General features: G+C 44.9%; 23 protein-coding genes. 8 read left to right on the top strand and 15 right to left on the bottom strand.

From position 1 onward, the window contains the following. Window positions 1–149 precede the first annotated feature (149 nt). On the bottom strand, window positions 150–1,574 hold the full coding sequence (locus tag CJD36_RS07875) for an RtcB family protein (protein WP_105038582.1): 1,425 nt from the start codon (window positions 1,572–1,574) through the stop codon (window positions 150–152). 246 nt (window positions 1,575–1,820) lie between these two features. Between CJD36_RS07875 and CJD36_RS07870 the strand changes: the two genes are divergently transcribed. Then, window positions 1,821–2,336: a hypothetical protein gene (locus tag CJD36_RS07870; RefSeq protein WP_105038581.1), complete on the top strand. Its 516-nt coding sequence runs from the start codon at window positions 1,821–1,823 to the stop codon at window positions 2,334–2,336. Window positions 2,337–2,351: 15 nt separating this feature from the next. Here CJD36_RS07870 and CJD36_RS07865 read toward each other — a convergent pair whose 3' ends face one another. The 5 genes from CJD36_RS07865 to CJD36_RS07845 form a co-directional block, all read right to left on the bottom strand. After that, window positions 2,352–2,948 carry a Uma2 family endonuclease gene (locus CJD36_RS07865; protein WP_105038580.1) on the bottom strand — a complete coding sequence of 199 codons (597 nt, stop codon included), beginning with the start codon at window positions 2,946–2,948 and terminating at the stop codon, window positions 2,352–2,354. Between the two features lie 25 nt (window positions 2,949–2,973). Continuing rightward, window positions 2,974–4,053: a hypothetical protein gene (locus CJD36_RS07860; RefSeq protein ID WP_105038579.1), complete on the bottom strand. Its 1,080-nt coding sequence runs from the start codon at window positions 4,051–4,053 to the stop codon at window positions 2,974–2,976. A gap of 4 nt (window positions 4,054–4,057) precedes the next feature. Next, on the bottom strand, window positions 4,058–5,404 hold the full coding sequence (locus CJD36_RS07855; protein WP_240609324.1) for an MBOAT family O-acyltransferase: 1,347 nt from the start codon (window positions 5,402–5,404) through the stop codon (window positions 4,058–4,060). A gap of 106 nt (window positions 5,405–5,510) precedes the next feature. Continuing rightward, window positions 5,511–5,936, bottom strand: coding sequence for a YybH family protein (locus CJD36_RS07850; protein ID WP_105038577.1), 426 nt, complete (start codon window positions 5,934–5,936; stop codon window positions 5,511–5,513). A 36-nt stretch (window positions 5,937–5,972) separates the two neighbouring features. Beyond that, complete coding sequence (locus tag CJD36_RS07845; RefSeq protein ID WP_105038576.1) at window positions 5,973–6,167, bottom strand: hypothetical protein; 195 nt, start codon at window positions 6,165–6,167, stop codon at window positions 5,973–5,975. 165 nt (window positions 6,168–6,332) lie between these two features. Here CJD36_RS07845 and cphA point away from each other — a divergent pair, with 165 nt between their 5' ends. Then, window positions 6,333–8,960, top strand: coding sequence for a cyanophycin synthetase (cphA, locus tag CJD36_RS07840; protein ID WP_105038575.1), 2,628 nt, complete (start codon window positions 6,333–6,335; stop codon window positions 8,958–8,960). A 62-nt stretch (window positions 8,961–9,022) separates the two neighbouring features. On the opposite strand, the gene CJD36_RS07835 is transcribed toward cphA, so the two are convergent. Genes CJD36_RS07835 through CJD36_RS23680 form a run of 4 tightly spaced genes read right to left on the bottom strand, consistent with a single transcriptional unit; the run spans window position 9,023 to window position 11,760 of the window. Continuing rightward, entirely contained in the window at window positions 9,023–9,760 is a 738-nt protein-coding gene (locus CJD36_RS07835) for a metallophosphoesterase family protein (RefSeq protein WP_105038574.1), read from the bottom strand. Between the two features lie 30 nt (window positions 9,761–9,790). After that, window positions 9,791–10,543, bottom strand: coding sequence for a hypothetical protein (locus CJD36_RS07830; RefSeq protein ID WP_133162545.1), 753 nt, complete (start codon window positions 10,541–10,543; stop codon window positions 9,791–9,793). Window positions 10,544–10,562: 19 nt separating this feature from the next. After that, window positions 10,563–11,264, bottom strand: coding sequence for a sensor histidine kinase (locus CJD36_RS07825; protein WP_394337886.1), 702 nt, complete (start codon window positions 11,262–11,264; stop codon window positions 10,563–10,565). Continuing rightward, complete coding sequence (locus CJD36_RS23680; RefSeq protein ID WP_240609322.1) at window positions 11,149–11,760, bottom strand: hypothetical protein; 612 nt, start codon at window positions 11,758–11,760, stop codon at window positions 11,149–11,151. Before CJD36_RS23680 ends, CJD36_RS07825 begins: the two co-directional genes overlap by 116 nt. A gap of 469 nt (window positions 11,761–12,229) precedes the next feature. On the opposite strand from CJD36_RS23680, the gene CJD36_RS23215 reads away from it, so the two are divergent. Beyond that, entirely contained in the window at window positions 12,230–12,511 is a 282-nt protein-coding gene (locus tag CJD36_RS23215) for a hypothetical protein (RefSeq protein WP_161499248.1), read from the top strand. A gap of 442 nt (window positions 12,512–12,953) precedes the next feature. Here the strand turns inward: CJD36_RS23215 and CJD36_RS07820 are convergent, their stop codons facing one another. After that, on the bottom strand, window positions 12,954–15,035 hold the full coding sequence (locus CJD36_RS07820) for a DUF4394 domain-containing protein (protein ID WP_105038571.1): 2,082 nt from the start codon (window positions 15,033–15,035) through the stop codon (window positions 12,954–12,956). Window positions 15,036–15,402: 367 nt separating this feature from the next. On the opposite strand from CJD36_RS07820, the gene CJD36_RS07815 reads away from it, so the two are divergent. After that, complete coding sequence (locus CJD36_RS07815) at window positions 15,403–15,816, top strand: transcriptional regulator (protein ID WP_105038570.1); 414 nt, start codon at window positions 15,403–15,405, stop codon at window positions 15,814–15,816. Window positions 15,817–15,835: 19 nt separating this feature from the next. Here CJD36_RS07815 and CJD36_RS07810 read toward each other — a convergent pair whose 3' ends face one another. Both CJD36_RS07810 and CJD36_RS07805 read right to left on the bottom strand, forming a co-directional pair. After that, the gene (locus CJD36_RS07810) at window positions 15,836–16,366 is read right to left on the bottom strand and encodes a CvpA family protein (RefSeq protein WP_105038569.1); all 531 of its coding nucleotides are present in this window, start codon (window positions 16,364–16,366) and stop codon (window positions 15,836–15,838) included. Further along, a complete protein-coding gene (locus CJD36_RS07805; protein WP_105038568.1) occupies window positions 16,367–16,816 on the bottom strand; it encodes a GatB/YqeY domain-containing protein in 450 nt (149 codons plus the stop codon). Window positions 16,817–17,010: 194 nt separating this feature from the next. Between CJD36_RS07805 and CJD36_RS07800 the strand changes: the two genes are divergently transcribed. From CJD36_RS07800 to CJD36_RS07785, 4 genes are all read left to right on the top strand, one after another. Further along, a complete protein-coding gene (locus tag CJD36_RS07800) occupies window positions 17,011–17,445 on the top strand; it encodes a DUF2141 domain-containing protein (RefSeq protein WP_105038567.1) in 435 nt (144 codons plus the stop codon). Between the two features lie 82 nt (window positions 17,446–17,527). Beyond that, window positions 17,528–18,433 carry an ABC transporter ATP-binding protein gene (locus tag CJD36_RS07795; protein ID WP_105038566.1) on the top strand — a complete coding sequence of 302 codons (906 nt, stop codon included), beginning with the start codon at window positions 17,528–17,530 and terminating at the stop codon, window positions 18,431–18,433. A gap of 38 nt (window positions 18,434–18,471) precedes the next feature. Next, window positions 18,472–19,794, top strand: coding sequence for an ABC transporter permease (locus tag CJD36_RS07790; RefSeq protein WP_105038565.1), 1,323 nt, complete (start codon window positions 18,472–18,474; stop codon window positions 19,792–19,794). A 162-nt stretch (window positions 19,795–19,956) separates the two neighbouring features. After that, the gene (locus tag CJD36_RS07785) at window positions 19,957–22,263 is read left to right on the top strand and encodes a zinc-dependent metalloprotease (protein ID WP_105038564.1); all 2,307 of its coding nucleotides are present in this window, start codon (window positions 19,957–19,959) and stop codon (window positions 22,261–22,263) included. Between the two features lie 117 nt (window positions 22,264–22,380). On the opposite strand, the gene CJD36_RS07780 is transcribed toward CJD36_RS07785, so the two are convergent. After that, window positions 22,381–23,151 carry an outer membrane beta-barrel protein gene (locus CJD36_RS07780; RefSeq protein WP_105038563.1) on the bottom strand — a complete coding sequence of 257 codons (771 nt, stop codon included), beginning with the start codon at window positions 23,149–23,151 and terminating at the stop codon, window positions 22,381–22,383. A 32-nt stretch (window positions 23,152–23,183) separates the two neighbouring features. Beyond that, entirely contained in the window at window positions 23,184–23,741 is a 558-nt protein-coding gene (locus CJD36_RS07775) for a hypothetical protein (RefSeq protein WP_133162544.1), read from the bottom strand. Window positions 23,742–23,752 lie beyond the last annotated feature (11 nt).

Raw genomic sequence — 23,752 nt, 5'->3', positions numbered from 1 at the left:
TTTTACACTTTTGAATACGTCAACCACTCTCCTCCTTTTGAAGGAGGAGTACGCTAAGTTTCGGCTTTTTCTGCCGAAACTTAGGGGGAGGTGGTTATTTCATTGGGTGTATATTTAAAGTCGAACTGGTTTTACTTTTTACCTTGATACTAATCTTCGCGGCTACCGTCATCGGCCATTCTTACCATTTTAGGCTTGAACTTAGCAACTACATCTACAAGGTCTGTCTGGCCCGCCATTACCTTGTTTATGTCCTTGTAGGCCATTGGTGCTTCATCAAGGCCTGCACCTATCAGGGTTACATCATTAGCTTTAAGTATAGCGCTCATTTCCGCCTTAGTAATGTTCTTTGTGGCAGCGGTCCGGCTCATCTGCCTTCCCGCACCGTGCGATGCTGAGTTTAGCGACTGTTCTGCACCCTTTCCACGCACCAGGAATCCCGGCGCGGTCATACTTCCCGGTATTATTCCCATCACTCCCTTTCCTGCGGGAGTAGCACCTTTACGGTGAACGATCACCTCTTCTCCGTTCCACATTTCCTTCCATGCAAAATTGTGGTGGTTCTCCACCCTGGCCAGTACCTGTCCGCCAATGGCGGCAGTCAGTTTACGGTGTATCACATCATGACAAGCCGATGCATAATCTCCCGCAAGGTTCATGGCCAGCCAGTATTCCTGACCCGCTTCACTGTTCATGTCCAGATAGGCAAGGTCCTGTGCGCCTTGTGGCAGCTTACAAAGGTTCTTAGCTATTCTGGTATAGTGCCCTGCAATAGTGGCCCCAAATCCGCGCGAACCGGAATGCGTTAACAGCGCCACATACTTACCTGCGGGCATGTTCAATGCTTCATCTGCCTCAGCAAACTCAATGATACCCCATTCCACAAAGTGGTTACCACCGCCCGATGATCCCAGCTGCTTAGCAGCCTTGCTATGCATATCCTTTATAAAAGAAGTGATGTTGAAATCGGCACTATCCAATAGAGCATGCTCTGCTTTGTCTTTTCCCTTAAATCCACCACCTGCACCAAAGTTAGTCTGGGCAATCAGCTCTCTTTTAAACTTAGCCTGGTTCTGCAGGAAAAAGTCTTCGGTAATATCAAAGACCGACAAAGCCATACGGCAACCAATATCCACTCCCACTCCATAGGGTATGATCGCGTTCTTTGTAGCCAGTACACCACCTATGGGCAAGCCATAACCCTGATGGGCATCGGGCATCAACGCACCCGCCACAGTTACCGGCAGCCGCATAGCAGTAGCCATCTGCTTTCTGGCACCTTCTTCTATATGGTCAGCACCGTAGATAACATAGTCGTCGCCAATTTCTTTTATAGGTATAATATCATTAGGGTCAGGCTTACCGGCACCAAGTGCTCTTGCTATTGGGGATAATACCTCATGGAGAACATATGATTCAGGCTCTTGCAGAACCTTTGTGAGCAACGCCATTAGTTTACCCTTATCTTCTTCCGCAATATTCTTGTTGGCTATATTCATAGCCTTACCTAAAGCTCTGCCTTCCGTGTACCCAATGGCTAATAGATCTTGTCCTGTTATCTGTAATGTCTTCATCTTTTTGTAGTTCTAAAAATTGTTAGTGAATAGGCAAATGGAAACAGCATAACTCAACGATTTGGTTACTATTCGATATAAACTGCTGTTTTCTCATTGACAATACAAAGGTGAAACACTACTGCGCAATCAATCTGCGCAGTGGAAAATAATTTTATTTTTATTTTGAAGATGCCGGGAATCAGAATTTGGCGCGAATATTGTGGATTGTAAATCATTATTTTGTACACCTAAAATCAGTCTGCTATGGCACATCCCCGCATTGTCCTTTTAAGCACCTTATTGTCAATTGGAACACTGACTACAATAGTCGGCACATCTTGCGGACCTGAAAAATGCAGTGTAGTCTGTATCAATGGTGGTACCTGCAATGATAAACAATGCATTTGCCCGGTAAGCCATACAGGTGTAAACTGCGAGAAGACCACCATACTAGATAATTGGCTAGGGAATGATAACAACATTACCAATTCATCAACCTATCAGCAACAGATAGCTATAGCCCGGTCCACTACAGATACCACACAGATACTCATCGGGTTTTCTCAGGGTTTTGCAGCAGGACACGTCATTAATGGTACACTGAGTGCAGATGGCGCCATAGTTACTTATTCCAAACAGCTGATACCCACAAGTACCACCCCAGATACGGTATCGGGCAGAATAGTACTACTCACCACCACAACGGTATCTAATAACTATACTTACAATAATAGCCACGATGGCATTATATACAGTATACAAGGAAATTATTCAAAGTAAGACAGCAGCAGCAGATCAGGCTTTGGCTATCTGAGTGCCATCATAAATGTCTGCGAGCGGCAGTGATACTTTTATTGAGTTAAGAGACAGTGTATCACTAATGTTATTAAACTCCTTCAAAGCCCATTCAGATTCTGCATTGATGTAAAAGGCCTCTATACTTATCCTTTCTGGATCAATGAGAATATATTCCTTTAGAGAAGGGATATCTCGGTATAATTTAAACTTATCGCCGCGGTCGTAGCTCCTGCTTGATGCAGAGAGAACTTCAATGATGATAACCGGGTTTAAAAGATTGAATTGATCATCGTTAAGAAATTCCGGTTCCCCGCACACAATTGAAACATCAGGATAAGTGAACAAGGTATTCTTAGGTATGTAGATACGCATGTCACTACTGTTGGGCCGGCATGGCTTCTTTTTCAATTTTATCCTGAGAGCCGCCGTCAGGTTAATAGTAACTATGTCGTGTTCATGCTTTGCTCCAGACATAGCAAATATCTCTCCCTGATAGTACTCATGCTTTTCATCCGTAGCATTTTCCATCTCAAGGTATTCCTCGATGGTGAATTTCTGGTTTCTATAAGCTAGTGCGGGTTCTCGTACGTACATAGGATAAAGGTAAGAAAAAAGAATATTAGTGCATCCCGCTCTCCTTCCTCAATACCTCATTCACCATGCCCAACCATATCTGCATGCCATTGTTATTCCAGTGTGTATCACCGGATCTGTAGAGGCGGCTGGGGTTAGCGTCGCTTTTAAAGATGGGGTATAGGTCTATGAGTGGCATGTTCATGTTGGGGTGAGCACTTACCCTGGGCAGAAAATGATTGTAGCGTGCCGGTTGTAGTATGGTTACCGGGGTAGGGATAACCGACAGATACACCTCATCAAAACCCTCAGCCTTATAATGATCATAAACACTATCAAACTCCTTTACGAACCAGTCTATATCGCTGTTGGGGAGTACCTGATAACTGCTATAGCCGTGCTTAGGTAAAATTGTTTCTTTGATAAACAAATTCCTGCCGTTATCTGATATTACAACATTCCCCGAGCCACGGTTGAAGAGCAGATAGTTCATATCAGCTTTCAGAAATCGGGGCTTATTGAGGAAGTTATAATTGAAGAGAAGGAACTCAAGATTCTGGTTAATATGCCCTTCAAAAAAATCTTCAATACCCACATTTATACCTAAGGCGGCATAACTATTAGTAACCTTAAAAGTAGCACCAATTGCTGTTCCGGTGTCTTTCTCGCGGGATACTGAATTGTAAATGCTTCTGTAGCTAAAATATGGCCTTGCAAACCTTTCACTGGTCTCAATGATCAGCACATTACGTTTGCTCTTGTCCAGCTTATAATGCAGTTCTTCATAGTATGTTCGCCCAAAGTGATAATTGGCTACATGGGCAAATGCTTTTTCCGGTACATCTTCCAGGTAGCTGTCGCCCCATACATACAGATCTATGTTCTTTGCCCCGGTATCAGCAGGTGTTGTAAACACATAGTCTTTAGGTGATCGGAATGTATTGATATCATCGAGATAAGCCATATTCACCAGGTCGCCGTTATCACTATGATGTTCTCCCCACCAGCTTTTATTGTTCTGGTAATACTTCTTGCCGTGCACAAAATTAAATAGCTCGGATGAAGTACCGAAGACCAGCACTGCCAAACCAAACACTATACATATCCATGAGAGTATCTTTTTCATAGCGTCAGAATTGAAAGTATATAAACTGGTTTTCGCCAAATACACCCAGGAAATAGCATGCTGCAACCATTACCGCACAATATGCCGCAAAGCCCGCATCACTGCGTATAAGGTGCCTTCTGAACTTATATTCCCGCACCATAAGTATACCTACCAGCAGCACGCACAACCACATTTCCATAGTGTTCAGTCCATAGAAAGTAACCCCTTTACCAATTGCGAACATACCCTTCAAATAACTGATAGCCACCCCCACACTCTGTGCCCTGAAGAATACCCAGCATAGCGTTACGACCAGAAAATTGATGATGCCAAACAATACAGCACTCCATAGCCTTGCTTTCTTACTACCTCTATTAGGTAGCAGCGTAACAAGCAGTCCATGCAGCATACCCCATATGATAAACGTAAAGTTGGCGCCATGCCATATACCACTCAGCAGGAATACTATAAACACATTGATCTTTCTTCTTATTTCGCTCTTTCTGCTGCCGCCCAGTGGTATATACACATAGTCGCGAAACCAGGAGGAAAGGGAGATATGCCAGCGTGTCCAGAACTCAGTAATGCTGCGCGAAATATAAGGCTGCTTAAAATTCTCCATCAGCTTTACACCCATCACCCGCGCTGCACCCAACGCTATATCTGAATAGCCCGAAAAATCGCAATAGATCTGAAAGGAATAGAACATAGCCCCCACCCACATAGCCCATGGCGATAGTCCTGTGTGTCCGTAGGCATAATCTACTACCAGCGATAGCCGGTCGGCAATGACCACCTTCTTAAAAAATCCCCACAACATACGTGCAAGACCTTCCTTTACATTGTCCCATTTATATTCCTTCCGCTCATGTAGCTGTGGCAGTATATTCTGCGGCCTTTCTATTGGCCCGGCTACCAACTGCGGATAGAACATAACATAGAGCGCATACACAATAAAGTTCCGCTCAGGTGGTTGCTTCCCTCTGTACACCTCTATGGTATAGCTCATAGCCTGGAAGGTATGGAATGACAAACCTATGGGCAGCACAATATCCAGGTAGGGTATGTGCGCATGGGGGAACAATGGCTTTATGGCCGGTGCAACAGTATCGAGAAAGAAATTGGTGTATTTGAAGAACACGAGTATCCCCACGTTCACTATGATGCTAACCGTGAGCCACGCTTTACGCTTCCTGCCTTCGCTGCTACCAATAACAATACCCGCCACATAGTCTATCACTATTGTGCCCGCCAATATCAGCAGATACTTGGGTACAAAACTCATGTAGAAATAGCAACTGGCTATCAGCAGCAACCACACCCGCTGCTTTTGCTGCGGCATGCGGTAGTAGAGCAGCGTTACCACCATGAAAAAGACTAAAAACTGCAACGAATTAAAAAGCATGGGTACCTAATGCTATAGATTTTCTGACCAATGGAAACAACTTGAACCGCTTACGACTTATGACTATCTACTAACTACTATGATCAGCAACCACCACCCACTGTCCTTTTATCTTTTTGATCAGCAGTGTATAGCTGCCACCTACATCACCGGCACTACGTTTCAGCGCCCACGTACCCACCACAAAGTAGCATTTGCCCGACAACTTTTCCATACGGGTGATCACCGATGTAAGCTGCCCCATATGTGCAAGGTCGGGGTAGGCCTCTTTATATTTCTTTAAGGTAACGTCATATCCATATCTCGACCCCTTAGAGCCTATGAACAGCAGGCTGTCATTTTCCCAGTAGCCATGCATGTACCCTTCTATGTTTCCCTTGTTCCATTCTGTTACCTGGGCTGTGAGCATGGCTCGGATGGCTTGCTCACTTTTGTTGATGCCATAAGAGGCCATGCTGATGGCGAGCGCCATAATGACAAAAAGAAACCGCTTCATAAAATTATATTGTTGGGGTGTAAAACTAAATGAATTTCAACTGCTGAGGTAACGCGTACACGAGCCTATACCCATCAGCAGCATAAAAGCACCTGCCAGGGTAATATAAATACCCACCTTTTCCAGTTTGGCAAAGTCATTTACCCATGCTACAACGGTAAGTATAAAACCACAAAAGATTGTTATTACCCCTATGGCAAAAGCAATAAAAACGAAACTCAATATGTGCATACCAATGATAGGGTGATGAACAATAATACAAAATTAGGTTTACGTATCTTTTTTTATCACAAAATAATATCGCCATAACCTGCAATTAAAATAAAATATATTGGAACCGTTTATTTGTATTCCTCAATAAAATAGTTACCTTAATACACTAAACATTTGCGATGTATGAAAATAGTAGAAATTAAAGCGATGAACGGGCCTAACTACTGGTCCTCAACAAGACATAAACTTATAGTCATGGTGCTTGATCTCGAAGAGATGGAACAGCGCCCTACAGATACTATTCCCGGATTTATAGATCGTATATCTGCACTCATGCCCTCACTTTATAGCCACCGCTGTTCAGAAGGTGTGCCAGGTGGCTTTTATACCCGCATTAAAGAAGGCACATGGATGGGCCATGTCATAGAGCATATTGCACTTGAGCTGCAGACCCTTGCCGGCATGGACACAGGCTTTGGCCGTACCCGCGAAACTTCAGACCCGGGCATATACCATGTTGTATTTTCTTACCAGGAAGCTAAAGCGGGTATCTATACCGCTAAGGCAGCTGTGAAGATAGCACAGGCATTGGTAGACAATATCCCTTATGATCTGGCTGACGACATTCAGAACCTGCGTGAGATACGTGAGGACGAACGTCTTGGACCTAGTACCGGCTCTATAGTAGATGAGGCGATAAAAAGAAAGATACCATATATCAGGCTCAACCGCCACTCGCTGGTGCAGCTGGGTTATGGTGTAAATCAGCGCAGGGTGCAGGCTACCATTGCCAGTACTACAAGCAGTATAGCTGTAGAGATTGCATGCGATAAGGAAGAAACCAAAAACCTGCTGGAAGCAGCAGAGATACCGGTTCCTCGCGGACGTATCATTTATGATGAGGAAGACCTGCAGGCCGCTATTGATAAGATCGGCTATCCTATTGTTACCAAGCCGGTAAACGGCAATCATGGTAAGGGTGCTACTACCAACATCCGCAACTGGGAAGACGCTGTAACCGGCCTTAAGGCTGCTAAGGTTTATGGCCGTGCCGTTATCTGCGAAAAGTTCATTACAGGCCGCGACTTCCGTGTGCTTGTTGTGAACTACAAGTTTGTAGCTGCAGCATTGCGTACACCAGCCGCCGTCATAGGTGATGGCAAACATACCGTGCAGCAGCTGATAGATATAGTGAACCAGGATCCGCGTCGTGGTTATGGACATGAAAAGGTACTGACCGCTATTAAGATCGATGACTTTACCATGGATATGCTGGCTAAGAAGGGTTATACCCTGGAAACCGTTATTGCCGACAAGGAAGAACTGTGGCTGAAGCCAACAGCTAACCTTAGCACCGGCGGTACCGCTACCGATGTTACCGACTATGTGCATCCTACCAATGTATTTATGGCAGAGCGTATTGCACGTATCATTGGGCTTAACATCTGCGGTATAGATATTATGGCCGATGACTTGTCTACTCCATTGGTAGAAAGCGGTGGTGCTGTACTGGAAGTAAATGCGGCTCCTGGTTTCCGTATGCACCTTGATCCTACAGAAGGATTGCCAAGGAATGTGGCCGAGCCGGTTATTGATATGTTGTACCCTCCTGGCACCAGCGCACGTATACCTATTGTAGCTGTTTCCGGCACAAATGGTAAGACAACTACTACCCGCCTTATTGCACACATTGTAAAGCAAATGGGCTTTAAGGTAGGTTACACTACCACCGACGGTGTGTACATTCAGAATCAGATAATGATGCGTGGCGACTGTACAGGGCCTGTTTCTGCTGAGTTTGTATTGAAAGATCCTACGGTAGACTATGCTGTACTGGAGTGTGCCCGTGGCGGTATACTGCGTGCAGGTCTTGGCTTCCACAATTGCGATGTAGCTGTGGTTACCAATGTGGCCGAAGATCACCTGGGATTGGGTGGTATCGATACCATAGAAAAGCTGGCAAGGGTAAAGGCAGTTGCTGCCAATACAGTGTTCCCTAACGGCTATGCGATATTGAATGCCGATGACGACCTGGTATATGAAATGCACAAAGATCTGTCTTGCAAGGTGGCCTACTTCTCGCTCAGTGAAAATAATGAAAGGATCATCAAGCATTGTGCGAAGGGCGGCCTGGCGGCTATCTATGAGCATGGCTATATAACTATATTGAAGGGTAGCTGGAAGATTAGAGTGGAAAAGGTGACCAATATTCCGCTTACCTTCTCGGGTATGGCTGAATTCAATATTGCCAATGTACTGGCGGCAACACTGGCCGTTTACGTGCAGGACTTTAAGACGGAAGACATTCGTGAAGCGCTGCAGACATTTGTACCATCACCGGCGCAAACACCGGGCCGTATGAATATGTTCCACTTCCGCAATTACTCCGTGATGCTCGACTATGCACACAATACTCATGGACTTAGGGCTATAGGTAAATTCCTGAATTCTGTGAACGCATCTGTGAAAGTAGGTCTGATAGCGGGTGTTGGTGACAGAAGAGATGAAGACATCATATCACTGGGTGAGGCTGCTGCACAGATATTCGACGAGATCATCATCAGGCAGGATAAACACCTGCGTGGCAGAACGGAAGAAGAGATCATTGGTTTGATGACCAAGGGTATACATTCTGTTGATCCGCTGAAGAAGATAACAGTGATCAAGAAGGAAGCCGAGGCTATTGATTTCGCAATGAAGAATGCGATAAAGGATAGTTTCATAGTGATCATTAGTGATGTAATACCAGATGCACTGGAGCAGGTGAAAGAGTACAAAGCCAAAGAAGACGGTGCAGTGCTTGCTGACTAGACAATAGCATTATTTTGTTGAGCCCCCGGTCTGTGATCGGGGGCTTTTTTAATGCACCAACACTATTTATTCCTCCCCTTATGACCGGGATAAAGTTCCTGAACAATGAGGCTTTGCCAGTATTGTTTAGTGTCAACGTTCATGGCGCTGAGCTTGCCGTAAAAGGCGGCGCCGGTATCTATGTTCCATACGTTGCAGCCCTGCATGGGCTCTTCAACATCGTAGTACAGTGTAGGGGTATGGCCTATAAATATTTCATCGTAAAGCAGTAGCCGCTTAGGGTAAAGTTTTGAGTCTTTCGCTATGCGGGTATCCATAGTCCGGGCCACTTCCCATAATGTTCTGTCCCATGAGTAGTTGCTCTCAAAAGGCTCTTTGGAGGGGCCGTGCATAGAGGCAAAACCGGCATGAATAAACAGCCTGCTATGGTCGTCTTCGTAATAGTTGATGAGCTTATTGAAAAACGCAATGTGCTTGAGCTTTCGTTCCGCACTTATCCCTTTATAGCTATCTACAGTGGCTATGCCGCCATGGAACAGCCAGGTAGTATCAGGTGCACCACCATTCAGCCATTCCGCACACCACAGGTCATGGTTACCTTTTATGAAGATGCAGTCATATTGAGTGTCCAGTTCTATGAGGTAGTCAATTACCTGTGCCGATTCCGGCCATCCATCTACATAATCTCCAAGAAATATAAGTTGATCATTGTCCTTTAGTTTCAGCGCAGCTATTACCTGCTGCAAAGCCGCTAGCGCCCCATGTATATCGCCTACTACAAATGTTCTTTGCTGTTGCATTTTTTACCTCCAGATCTTTTCCCTCAAACACTAAATCCCATTCTCCGTCCACGAATTCTCATCATCGGGAAACATCACATGGCTACTGAGGCGGTTGCGGTCATCAAACTTGAACTGGTGAATGATCATTTGTTTTTCGCCGTTCACATCGTTAGCCACGCCTATGTAGAAGACCGACCTGTTAGATGCGTCTAAATAGTGCTGGCGGCGTTCATCATACTTAAACCCGTACTGCACCCGTGCAAACTTGTTGTAGCTCCAGAAATCCCAGTCGTAAAAGTCTTTTGATTCCAGCAGTACAGATCCTTTGAAGAGTGCTTTTCGATATTGCTCAGGCGATATCAGAAACCCATTGGCCATATCATTCAATATAAGGTAGCAATAGGCTTTGTCGGTATTGGTAAATGCAATGTCCGACCGGGTCATCAGCCTGTTGAAGGCCGGCGGATTTTCTACATCAACCTGCTCGCCCGACTTCACATAAACGGCAAAGTGCCGCTTGGGGCATAGCTCGCAAGTCACCTTGTTCCCATTTATAGCAGAGCGCCCCGGCAGAAAGGAGAAGACTTTTATATGCGGGAAATAGCCTTTAAACACTTCGTATGCATTGCCATAGTATCTGCCGCCTATTATCTCTTCTGCAGTTGCCGAATGATTCAGCGACTGCTCGTACCTCAGGCCTATCAACTTCTTCAGGCTATCGTCTGCAAGTTGAGCATGGGTATGATTGGCTAGTATTGCCAGCAATACCTGCACCAGTAAGTAATATTTTATCCTCGACATGTGCATTGTGCAGTGTTTTTTATTCAAAATTTGTTTGCGAAACGGGCAGTATTACAGTGAACACAGCACCCTTGCCCGGTTCGCTTTCCGCATATATTTGTCCATGATGGTTCTCCGCTATCTTTTTACAAATGGCCAGTCCTATACCCGTTCCCTGATGGGTTTTCTCCAGTCGTTGAAATGTTTCAAAGATCCTGTCTGCAAATTTAGCTTCAAAGCCAATACCATTGTCCGAAAAGGTGATCTTGTAAAACTGCTCTGCATCCCAGAATCTTTTTTCACTGCCCGAGAATTTAAAGTGCGCCCTTATAAGATCATCGTTAATTATATCGGCACCTCTTATCATTGATGCGTTAATACTGATAACCGGCGGGCGGGCAGGGTCGGCAAATTTTATAGCATTGGCAATGAGATTCTGAAACAGCTGGCACATTTGTGTGCCATTCGCATCTACAACAGGCATTTTCCCCGGTATAATTACCACACTACTACTTTCAATGATCACCTCCAGGTTACTGCCCACTGTTTTCAGCACATCATTCAGGTCGGTTTTGCTGTAAATGAGTTTGGTTTCAGCAGTAGCTATTTGCGAAAAAGCCAGTATGTCATCTATAAGCCTCTTCATCCTTGCCGCGGCATGATCTACCTTGCTTAGATATAATGCCCCGTTGCCTGCAAGTTCCGTATTCTCCCCTTGCAACCTGGATATGAATGTCCTGATCTTTCTTAGTGGTTCCTGCAGGTCGTGAGAGGCCACGTAGGCAAATTTTTCCAGCTCGGCATTTTTCATTTCCAGCTCGGCTGTCTTTATTCGTAGCTCCTGCCAGTTCAGCGGCAGTTTTAAGGGAGAAAGCCGTGGGCAAAAGGCGGATCAGGTAATACACGGTAACCCAGCTGATGATACCTGTTATAAACCGCGCAATGGCACTGAGCCTGTAAACGGGATGCCAGAAGGTAATTGCATCTAACAGATGGGTAAAACCGCAGGCCAGGATGAATGCCGCAAAGAGGAAATAGATCTTATGGAAACGTGCACTGGTTTGTTTGGCTATATACCGCACTATAAGTACCGGCATAGTGAAGTAGGCTGAGAATACCAGCAGGTCGCTGATGATGTACAACCATCCGTGAAAATCGGTCCAGCGGCCGCAATGCCAGCGCGGCGGCCAGGATGATGTATCTAATATCCCACTAAAAAACTCAACCACCTGATCCATAATGACCATAAAATTTGCCCCAGATTTAATGGCACAATGAAAGTATAAAAAAAAGACAGATTGAAAGTAACTTGTTGGATATAATAGTCAGGCGGCTCTACCTCGACGTAGTTTTTTGTTTTATGCCCGATGAGTGTGAAAAATATAATCGGGCATGCAGATGTCATAAATTATTTATAGTTAATGTGTTATGTAAAATGTCTATGCCCGATCGTGCCCGATGCTGATTATCTGAATCAAGATGGTCAGGATTTCAGGAACAGGAGGATTGTGTAGGCATTTTTATATCATGCCTGATGAAACAGAAAATTCTAATCGGGCATGGATCGGTGTTAATTGTTTGTTTTTCATGCTGTTGTGAATTTTGGATATGCCCGATCGTGCCCGATAAACGAAGAGCGAGGGTGAAATAGCGATAGCGGTGTTCATAAGATCCAGCCTGATGTTCGGGTCAGAGATCCGTTAAATTTTGTCGTCACAAGAGCGCTACGCTAACTCTTGCGACAGTAAAAAGAGCCGGCCTGATGGCTGTTGGTCAGAAGACGCAACAGCGGCGAACACGGTGTTACTTTTAGCGAAAATGAAAAGTGGCAGTTTTTCAAGAAAGTGGCAGTTTTGTATAGGGGTATTCGGCGGTAATGCACTGTGGATAGCCGTTTCGGGGTATTTTAACAAACTGCTACTTTCTGCCACTTTCTGCTACTTTCTGCCACATGTTGCCACTTTTTTTGCTTACCTCGTCCCTAATTAGGTTACACATTGATTTATCACGGGCGTTACAAACGCCCTGCCGATCGATCCTCGTTACAAACGAGGACCAGTGCCTAGAACCGGCAATTCTTGCAATTGTTGTGGTTAGGCGCGGTTTACCATGACATTTGGGGGAATTGCATAATGATGTAATAAGGGTCTATATGTCAAAGAGCGAAAAGATTTTCACCTGAATCAGGTGCAAATTAATATAGGGAAATGGATTTCTAAAATAAAGATATTCACAAAAGGCTACGTCTGCGTAGCATGTAATGTGCTGTGGGCAAGGCTTTGGGTAGGGTGATTTTCTGTGGATATGTTTTTAGACACAGATATTCCAAGTATAGTAAGGTGGGGGTTAAACATCATCCCTGTTACAAAAAAGCCGCACCGAAAATTCGGTACGGCTCTGATATATTGGAATTTTTGACTTGTTGTTTGAATTACAGTTTTATAACACGTACATGATGCATGATACCATCAAGGCCATATACATTAAGAGTATAGTCGCCCGGTGCATATGTGCTCATGTCGAAGTCAACTGCGCTCATGCCATTTGCATCTTGTGAAGTGTGGTAAATGTGACCTGCCATGTCTACAACATCGATATACAATGTGCCTATACCTGTGTTGGGCAATACTATACGCGTGCTTGCAGATACAGGGTTAGGATATACAGTAAGGTCGTTGTTTGAACTAATGTTAGTTACTGAAGACGGACCGACACCTGTATAAGCCCTTCTCATGCTGATGTCTTTTACCGGAGTGCCATAGCCAATCTGGCCGGCCGGTGTAGGATCTGTAGCGGAAGTACCCTTGTGATAACCACTAACAGCAGCATTCATATCATACAGTACAGAATAGTTTCCCTGCACGGCACTGTCGCCATAATAGTTAGCCGCCATGAAACCAAAGTTAGCGTCAGCTGCTTCATCGAAAGCGATATTCATATGGGCATTATTGTAGGTAGTATTGTGCACCAGCAAAGAAAGAATAGTATTCAGGCTGATATCTGTGTTGATGTATCCGCTTGAACCATTACCGTAACCCATTGTGCCATTACCTGTGTTGAATTTGATCATAGCACCTGTGTTGGCATCAAAGCCAAACATCTGAGTAGTTGCATCGCCATTATAACCTGTATAGGCTACTGATATAATATTGGCCGAAGCACCTACATTAGCATCGCCGGTTACATATTGTGTAGCTGCATCTGTAGCTACAATAGTACCTGTGGCCGCATTAATGCGAACATTTACTGTGCCGTTGTTGCCGATCACCCTTATTTGATTGTTGTCTGTAGGAATGAATCTGAAACCAACGTTTACATACACACCTGAACCATCGTCTGAGCCGAGGTCAAGGCTTATAGCACTGGTGTTAACCGCTGTTGCGCTACCCGAAGCTGAATCTATAGTGTATAACTGATAAGAGTGACCTACTGAATTATAACCCAGACCATACAAGGTGCCGGAAGCTGAGTAATCTATGGCCACCATGGTCTGACCCGCTGATATGCCTGCCAATCTGATCATACGGCGGATGTTGCTCGGGTGATCAGAATCGAGGAACAACATGTTGCGATGGTTAAGTGACAACGCGGTAATAAGGTGGCCTGTGATTGCTGAAGTAGAGTCGCGATAAACAGGGAAGGCAATATCCTTTGCAGATAAAGAACCGGAACCGATGGCACCTAAGTCAGTCATTGTGCCGGCGCTGCCTGTAGCCATGTTATAGCTGTATAGGTGCGTGCCCAATGCACTTGATGCAGACATGTAGATCATATTTGCATTGGTAGTTGTATCATAAATTGCATCCATACCCACACTGGCGCTGCTACTAATAATAGCACCGGTAGACAGGCCTATAGAATGAAGTGTATAATGCTCATTATCAAAGCCATTTGCAAATGAAGCCGCATCGAACGACACCAATACATTGTTTACGGCATCATAACCTACCTGGGTAGTAGCATCTGCACCATAAAAACTATTAGTATACGCTGTTCCTGTTATCAGATTGCCAGCCAGTCCATGAACATCAGTAGATGCGAATGAAGTAGCGCCGGTGCCGGTACTTACAATAGACCCGTTATTGGTATTCATAAGGTAGGTGTTGCCATTGCGCCCCATTATGCGGATCTGATTATCCAGCGTCGATATAAAGTCGAATGACGCATTGGTAGTAGAGCCCAGATGAATGGACGGAGTGGCAGGTGCAACGGCGTTGGCCGTATAAGCGGTGCCGCTATTGGTAATAGTGTATAACTGGGCCATAGTAGCTGCAGAATCATATCCCAGGGCATATAGCTTGCCTGTAGATGGTTGATAATCCATAGCCACTAATATCTGTCCCGAGGCTACACCTGCAACCGAGTACGGCCCGCTGATAGAGGAGGGGCTGGAAGCATTAGCCATTGTAAAAATGGAATTAGAACTTGTTAAACCGACCATAGCATGCTGGGCGCGTAAAACGGGGCTGAATGCCATAAGCGCGAGGGAGGCGCTGAGTAATTGTTTTTTCATGACTGTGTCTTTTTAATTATTGATTATTTTTTCTACAGACTTGAAAAACTGTGCCATATGCGTACTTGTATAGCTGCACCAGGCAATACTCAAAGCAAATAGAGGATGAATAGGTATATAAAATACAAGTGATTGTAACTTTAGCTGGGGGAATACCCTGATTTTTAATTTACGATCGCGTTAACAGATATCAATAACGCAAACATTGCCGCAATTATAGCTAACGGGGTGCAAATTGGGGCGGGATTACTCAGAATGTCATTTTAAGGTAAATTGCGACATCGCATTGACCCCTTTAATTGGCGCATAACTACTGCTTCGCTGCGCTTTGTTGCTACTACCTTTAATCTATTTTAAATTATGATCTATGGAGACGATAGCAATTGATAACGACATACTTGTAGCATACATACAGGCCAGTTCTTTTCCTGAACGAGTGATGGCTGTGCACGAGCAGTTGCATCTGCATTTCCCCGGTACAGACAAAAACAGAAAATTCTACGGACTATCGAGGCCGGAGAATGACGGGGCAATAAGTTACAAGGCTGCAGTGGAAGTGCGTGATGAAGCGGAGGCGCAGTTGCAAGGACTGCAAACTCTTATTATACAAAGAGGGAATTATGTGAGCGTGACTATACAAAATTTTATGCAAGACATAGGGTCAATAGGCAGTGCCTTCCAGCACTTATTAATGCAGCCGGGCATTGACCCCAACGGATATTGTGTAGAGGTGTACCTTAATGAAAAAGATGTGCAGTGTATAGTGAGGATAGTGGGGTAGGGTGCGTTCGGACTTTCCGTTACTTCTTATTGATCTGATCGAAGAAATGCTGGAGGTTGGCGAATACGTCTTTGGCGAAGGGGAGTAGATTGCCGGCAAAGCCGAAGAACCATGGTGCAAGGCCGGAGAGCCAGGTGTATGTTTTAGATGAGGCGATAAGTTCGGGAGAGAACATGTTCATGCGGCCGCCTATCCATAAGATGGAGCTCCACAGCACAGCGCCGAGGAAGGCGTAAAGGAGCCCGCCGGCAAGTTTGTTTACCGTGCCCAGCATCATACCTTCTACCGCCTTTTGCAGCATTTTGGCAATGAGCCTGACTACCAGTACCACGCCCACAAATAAGATGATGTAACTGAGCATAGGTGCCCATGCCGATGTCATGTAGCCTTTGAGCAAAAGCCATGCAGCAAAAGATTGCGACAGTTTCAGTGCGCACAATACCCCAAGGAGTATAGCGATCACTGAAAATGCCGCAACAATGAGTCCGCGGGTATACCCACGGATAAAGAATAACAAGATGATGATGAGACCGGTTACATCAAGTGCCACTTATGCCAGTAATTGTTTTACCGCGTCAGAGATAGCCTTTCCATCTATTTTGCCGGCCAACTGTTTGCTGGCAACGCCCATAACTTTGCCCATATCGGCAGGAGATTTAGCGCCTACCTGCTCTATGATGGCCTTTATTTCTTTATGTAATTGCTCAGGAGACATTTGCTCCGGCAGGAATTTTTCTATGATGGCCAGTTCCTCGCGCTCCTTTACGGCAAGATCTTCACGGTTTTGCTTGGTGAATATCTCGAGGGAATCGCGGCGCTGCTTGGCAAGCTTTTGCAGCATCTTCACTTCCTGCGCTTCGGTGATCACATCACTTGCGCCTTCGGCAGTCTTTTCGATGATGATTGCAGATTTGATAGCGCGCAGTGTGCGCAGAGCGGCTTCGTCTTTTGCCTTCATGGCTATCTTCAAGTCATCCATTACTCTTGTTTCGAGAGACATAGTATTTCTTATTTAGGTGTTCCGTTATATTGCGGGGACTAAAGGTACAAAGCTATTTGAATTTGAGCGTGGTGAAAAGATAGTGATAGTTGACCGCGTAGTATCTTTAGGAAAGAATTAAGATGCATTGTTCGTTTTATTAGCCGGATATTCGCATTTTTACCGTGTATCTCACCTTCCCTCAACGGCAGATCATGATCATCAGAATATTGACATTATTTATTTCAGCTATTTTGATCGGGGGTTCCTCGAAGGCACAATCGACCATTACCGTTAATATAAATAACGTAAGAAATTCGAACGGGGTGTGTTGTGTCTTGTTGTTCTCAAATGCTTCTGCATTTCCGGGTGATGCAAGAAAGGCGGTGGCAAGTAAGGTGGTGAAGGCGCAGAAAGGATTGAGGAATATACAATTTGAGAAAATACCTCCCGGCACTTACGCAGTAGCGGTGATACATGACGAAAACGGCGATGGTAAATTGAATACCAATTTCTTTGGCATCCCCAAGGAGGGTTATGGTGCATCTAATAACAATTTACCTATGACCAGTGCGCCCAAATTCAATGGATCATCATTCACGGTTTCGGGGAAAGACAAGACGTTGGATATTGGGTTGAAGTATTTTTAAAAAAAATCCGTGCCCGTGTAATAAATACAACACTCGCACTACTAATAGATAACACACATTTAAACACCTAAAAATTCCCCTCATGATCAGTATCCGGAACATCGTTAAAGAATATGCGGGGCACCGCGCTTTATCGGGTGTAAGCATGGAAATAGAAAAAGGAAAGGTATTTGGCTTACTAGGCCCCAATGGCGCCGGTAAAACATCACTTATCCGCATCATAAACCAGATCACCGCTCCCGATTTGGGGGAGGTATTGTTTAATGGAGAAAAGCTGAATCAGCACCATATAGCCCAGATAGGATACCTGCCCGAGGAACGCGGACTCTACAAAAAGATGGAGATCGGCGAGCAGATAGTGTACCTGGCGCAGCTGAAAGGACTTAGCCAGGCAGAAGCTAAACTGAGAGCGCGCAAGTGGTTCAAAAAACTGGAGATAGAAAGCTGGTGGAAAAAGAAGATAGAAGAGCTGTCGAAAGGGATGCAGCAAAAGGCGCAGTTTGTAGCTACTGTGATACATGAGCCGGAACTGATCATACTTGATGAGCCGTTTACCGGTTTTGATCCTGTAAATGCCGAAATAATCAAGAATGAGATACTGGAATTGAACCGCAATGGCGCAACCATCATCTTCTCTACCCACCGTATGGAAAGTGTGGAAGAGCTATGTGATTCTATAGCGCTGCTTAACCTGTCGCATAAGATACTGGATGGTAAGGTGAAAGAAATAAGAAACCAGTTCCGCACCGGGACCTACATCATAGAGTATGAAGGACAGGGTGTTCAAGTGGGTAGCGATGCGCCTTTTACCGCACTATCGGAAACAATTGCAGATGATCATACCCAACTGACGCTTAGGATAAAGGAAGGCAGGAAAGTAAATGACCTGCTCCACTATATGCTGCCATTGTCGAACATCAGTAAGTTTGAAGAGGTGATACCCACTATGAATGAGATATTCATACAGGCTGTAAGCAAGCAGAAATAAGACAACTCATTCCAAAATATTACTTCAATAGAAATTCCATGAATAAGATATTACTCATAATAAAGCGCGAATACCTGACCAGGGTGATGAAGAAATCATTCCTGATGGTGACCTTTCTTGTGCCTGTGCTCTTTATAGGTATGATGTCGCTGGTGGTGTACCTGGCTGTGAACCAGGGAGGGCTGGGCGATGTAAAGAAGGTGCAGGTGGTAGACGAAAGTGGCTGGTTTGCCAACAAGCTGCAGAGCAGCAAAACCATTCAGTATTCATTTGCTACCGACTACGCAGCAACCAAAAAAACCTTTGTTAAGAATGGCTACGACTACCTTTTGTACGTACCTGCGACAATGAACAAAATACAGTTGTTTGGCGAGAGCACACCGAGCGTCATCAACTCAGGTAAGATAGAAGATGAGCTGACGAGAGTGGCAAGATCTCGCAGGCTTAGTGAAGCACACATAGATTCTGCAGTATTGGCCAATGCCCAGACGGCGCTTACCGTGGAGCCCAAACAAATTGGTGAGAATGGCGAAACGGACGCAAATGTGATGGCCAAATATGGTATAGGGCTTTTTTGTGCATTCCTGATCTACATATCGTTGTTCCTTTATGGAGCGCAGGTAATGCGTGGCGTAATAGAAGAGAAGGTAAGCAGGATAATAGAGGTGATGATATCATCTGTAAAACCCTTCCAGCTGATGCTTGGAAAGATAATAGGTGTAGGCATGGTGGGACTCACGCAGTTTGTTTTGTGGATAGTTTTAACAGCCGTATTGTCGACTGCTGCAGGTAGTGCGGTGGGGTCTAAAATGGCCGCCATGCAGCAGGTGCAAACAGCACAACAAGTGCCAGGCGTTAAAACGGCAATGACGGCTAATGCTGACAAGATGGAGCCTAACAAAGTAGCGGCGGTGATCCATTCATTTGAAAGCCTGCCTATAGCCCAGATAGTATTATGCTTCCTTTTCTACTTCACATTTGGCTACCTGTTGTACAGTGCGTTGTTTGCCGCAGTAGGTTCTGCCGTAGACAATGAGACGGAGACGCAGCAGTTTATGTTGCCGGTTACCATGCCACTCATCTTTACTATTATTTTGTCGCAGTCGGTGATAGTTAACAACCCTGATAGCGCATTGTCGGTTTGGTTGTCTATGATCCCATTCACATCTCCAATAGCCATGATGATCCGCATACCATTTGGTGTGCCCCCATTGCAGATCGCAGCATCAATGGTGCTGATGGTGCTTGGGTTCTTATTTACTACGTGGGTAGCTGCCAGGATTTACAGGGTAGGAATATTGATGTACGGCAAAAAAGCGAGCTACAAGGAGCTGGCCAAATGGTTTATGTATAAAGAGTAGCGCGCATTTTTCAATATGAATTGCAAATAGCCCGGATTTTTCCGGGCTATTTGTTTGTCATAAACTCCCCATTTTTGAATCAATTGCCGTATGTTTTTTTATTAGATAAAGAAAAGTGGGTAATTTACGGGGTAGAAAAACAGAACAAGCAAAACAAAAAGGATGAAAAGAATCTTATCGGGCCTGGCCTTAATGGCGGGCATCTTAAATTGTTCCACCTCGCAAGCAGGTAATTTGTGGGAGAAAATAGACGCACGGTACGCACCTGCCAAGAGCGTAATGGCTTTTCAACCAAAGAACTATAATGTCTATACAATGAATGAGACATCTCTGAAGTTGCAGATGCTCTCTTTGTCTACCGACCCGAATGAGGCGCAGATCATACAACTGCCTATGCCGGATGGCACCATGCGCGATTTTAAGGTATGGCAAACACCTATGCTACCTGAAGCATTGGCTGCACAATATCCCGACATCAACACGTTTACAGCTGAAGCGGTAAACAACCGTAATATAACTGCCAAGATAGACTTTACCATGTATGGTTTCCATGCAATGGTATTTGATGGCGACAATACATTTATGGTAGATCCTTATGATAACTTTCATGATGGTTACTACATGGTGCATCTGAAAAATGATGAGACACGTACCATGGACCAAAGAATGAAGTGCACTTTCAAAAGCAAGAATGATGAAAGCCTTGCAGGTGAAAGTGTTGACTTCGCAGGTAAGGGCTTGCCAAAACTAGCGCAGCGTACTGTGAATGGCTACCAGTTGCGTACATACAAACTGGCACTTGGCTGCTCTCACCAGTATGCGCAGGCTGCTACAGGCTTGGGTTCTCCTACAGTAGCACAAACGCTGGCAAAGATGACCACAACCATGAACCGTGTGAACGGAGTATATGAGCGTGAGTTTTCTGTAACAATGGTATTTGTAAGCGGTGAAAATTCATTGATATTCACCACAACAGCAGGCGACCCTTATGGGCCGGATGATTCTAACCCGGGCAATTTGCTTACAGATAACCAGACCAAGTGTGACGCAGCAATTGGCAATGCCAACTATGATATAGGACATGTGTTCAGCACAGGTGGTGGTGGACTCGCCTTGCTGGGTGTAGTTTGTGAAGCGGGCTTTAAAGCACAGGGTGTTACAGGTAGCAACACACCTACCGGCGATGGATACGATATTGATTTTGTTGCACACGAGATGGGGCATCAGTTTGGCTCTGAGCATACGTTCAACAACGACAATGATGGTTCATGTTTCAGTAACAGATCCGGATCGGATGCTTATGAGCCGGGCAGCGGTTCTACTATTATGGCGTATGCCGGCATCTGTGACCCTGACAACATACAACTGCATAGCGACGCGTATTTCCATGCAAAGAGTTTACTGGCTATACAGGGGTATATTTCTACAGCAGGCGATGTTTGCCCTGTAAAAACACCTACCGGTAATAAGCTGGTCTCTTACGCGGCATTCACCAATACCTATTCTATTCCTTACCTAACACCGTTTGAGTTACTGGCACCAACAGCAGTTGATTCGGTAGCTGACTCGGTAGTGTTGTATTGCTGGGAAGAGTATGATCTGAGCACCTCGGGGACTACGTTTTCTGCTGCTACTACTACAGGACCTATCTTCAGGTCGTACAATCCTGTACAAAACGGGCTGAGGATATTCCCAAAGAACAGCATGGTGTTATCAGGAATATTGAGTAACGCAGGTACTAACAATGCGCAGGGTGAAAAAGTGCCTACAGTAGCACGTACCATGAAGTTCAAATGCACATTCCGCGACATTATTCACAATCATGGTTGCTTTGTGTTTCCTGATGACATGACTACTGTAAATGCAGTAAATACCGGTGCAGGATTTAAAGTTACTAGCCAGAACACGACAGGTATTACTTATGCAGGTGGTAGCAGCCAAACAGTTACGTGGAATGTAGTGGGTACTACTGCAGCGCCGATAAGTGCAGCCAATGTGAATATATACATGTCTGTAGACGGCGGAAATAGCTGGGTATACAATCTTGGTTCATTCCCTAATACGGGTACTGCCAGTACTACCGTGCCTAACCCGGCAACTACCAGCAGCACCGTGCGCTTCAAGGTGAAAGGAACAGGTAATGTGTTCTTTAACGTAAATGCCAGCAACTTTACTGTTACCTACAATTCGGGCTTACCGATATCTGCATCGGTGAACACTGTAGCCAATTTCGCAAGCGATGTGAAGTTGTATCCGGTTCCGGCAACAGATATGCTGCATATAAACGCAGGCAGCCGCAACAATGTACAGGCGATCATTATCAACGCTGTTGGTCAAACAGTATGGCAGGGCCAGGTAAACGGACAAGCAGATGTGAATGTAAGCTTATGGGCTAAGGGCGTTTATCATGCCCGCCTGATGACTGAAGCCGGCAACGAGCAGGCTGTGAAGTCTTTTGTTGTGGAGTAGCAGATAGCTCTGCTTAATTATTTAGTAGAAAGTTGGAAGTCTTTATTCTTCTAAATATAAAAAGAGGTTGTTCGGATAACGGACAACCTCTTTTGTTTTTTAAAGGACGGGGGATACTTAGTATCGATCGAATTTATACACCAGTGAAAGGTTTGCGTTTATGCCTGCAATCGGCTCGCTATAGCTGGTGAGCAAACGTCCTGCATTGTTGGTTCTGTTTACGTTTTCAATTGTGAAGTCGGGTTTTGAGTAGTAGTAGTCGAGATTTAGGGCTACACCAAAATGCTTGCAGAAATCGTATTGTACTGCGGCGCCTGCCTGGAAGCCGATAGTATTGGCATTGGCTGTTTTTTGCTGAAAAGTGCCATCCGTATTGTCTTCCAAGCGCACTTCATAGCCTGCCAACCGTGCATGGACCAGTCCGGTCATTGCACGTAGATCTAGAGATATATGATGGCAAAACGAAACTGAATAATCAGCACCAGCGAGGTAACTGAAAGTATGGTTGTCGTCTTTTACTTTGACAGTTGCGTCGCCAACGGCAAAAGACTCTACAAAGCCACCTGCTATATTTTCAAGTCCTGCCGAACTATATCGCGTATATGAAGCGAGGCCTGTAATGCCCCAATGCTTATTGACCATGTAAGTGCCGGTGATGCCCAAATTAAAGCCTGTAGCAGCAAAGCCTGACTTACTATCGGAGTATTCTGTTTTGGCAAAATTGCCAAGTGGCATACTGGCTCCACCTGTAATGCCTATGTAGACAGAAGGCTTTACTCTTAATAAGAGATCGTGAACCAGAATAGTGTCTTTTTGTGCCATAGCATGGCCTGAGCCCAGTAGCATTATAGCTGCTATGGGCGCTAACTTGTTGAAGAAGCGTTTCATTTTTATTTGTTTTAGGTGGTGAGGTATTAATGTTAATCTACGTGTACACGGAAGTTTACATCTGCATCGATAGAGCCGGGTGCACAGTCGCCATTTTTTACATTAGGCTGATGGTGTAGTGTTACCTCTAAGTTGCCGGTACCTATGAGATTTGTAGTAACCCTGTTTCTAAGGCCTATAGGTAGTGATGGGCTATTCGTGTCATGATCTGTTGGCACTATGCCCAGTGAAAGAGCACCTGATATGCCGAAACATACAAGATGATAGTTGCCCCGCGCTCTTATATCTGCAGTTATATCGCTTGCCGGTGTTTTAGACTCGTCAAGGAATATTACCGAAAGATCGTAAACTGCGCTGTTCTTCAGGTAAAGCACCGCATTTGAAGTATCTAAAGATCCACCAGGAATACTTACCCATTTTGCAGATGGCGTATCGGTAGGATCTTGTGTGTTTACCGCTTTTAGTTGAACTGTTGTGAGCAGTTCGTTAGTGGGCTGCTCTGTGACGTTTTTCTCGGCCTTGGTGCATGAGCTCCAAATGAAGAGCGTCATTATACCGGCTGCAAATAATATTATTGATCGATTTTTCATTGTTAGTTCTT

The sequence above is a fragment of the Flavipsychrobacter stenotrophus genome (genome assembly GCF_002954265.1).
Classification (GTDB): domain Bacteria; phylum Bacteroidota; class Bacteroidia; order Chitinophagales; family Chitinophagaceae; genus Flavipsychrobacter; species Flavipsychrobacter stenotrophus.
Note: the sequence above shows the minus strand (reverse complement) of the source record. Positions and strands in the feature narration are given on the sequence as shown.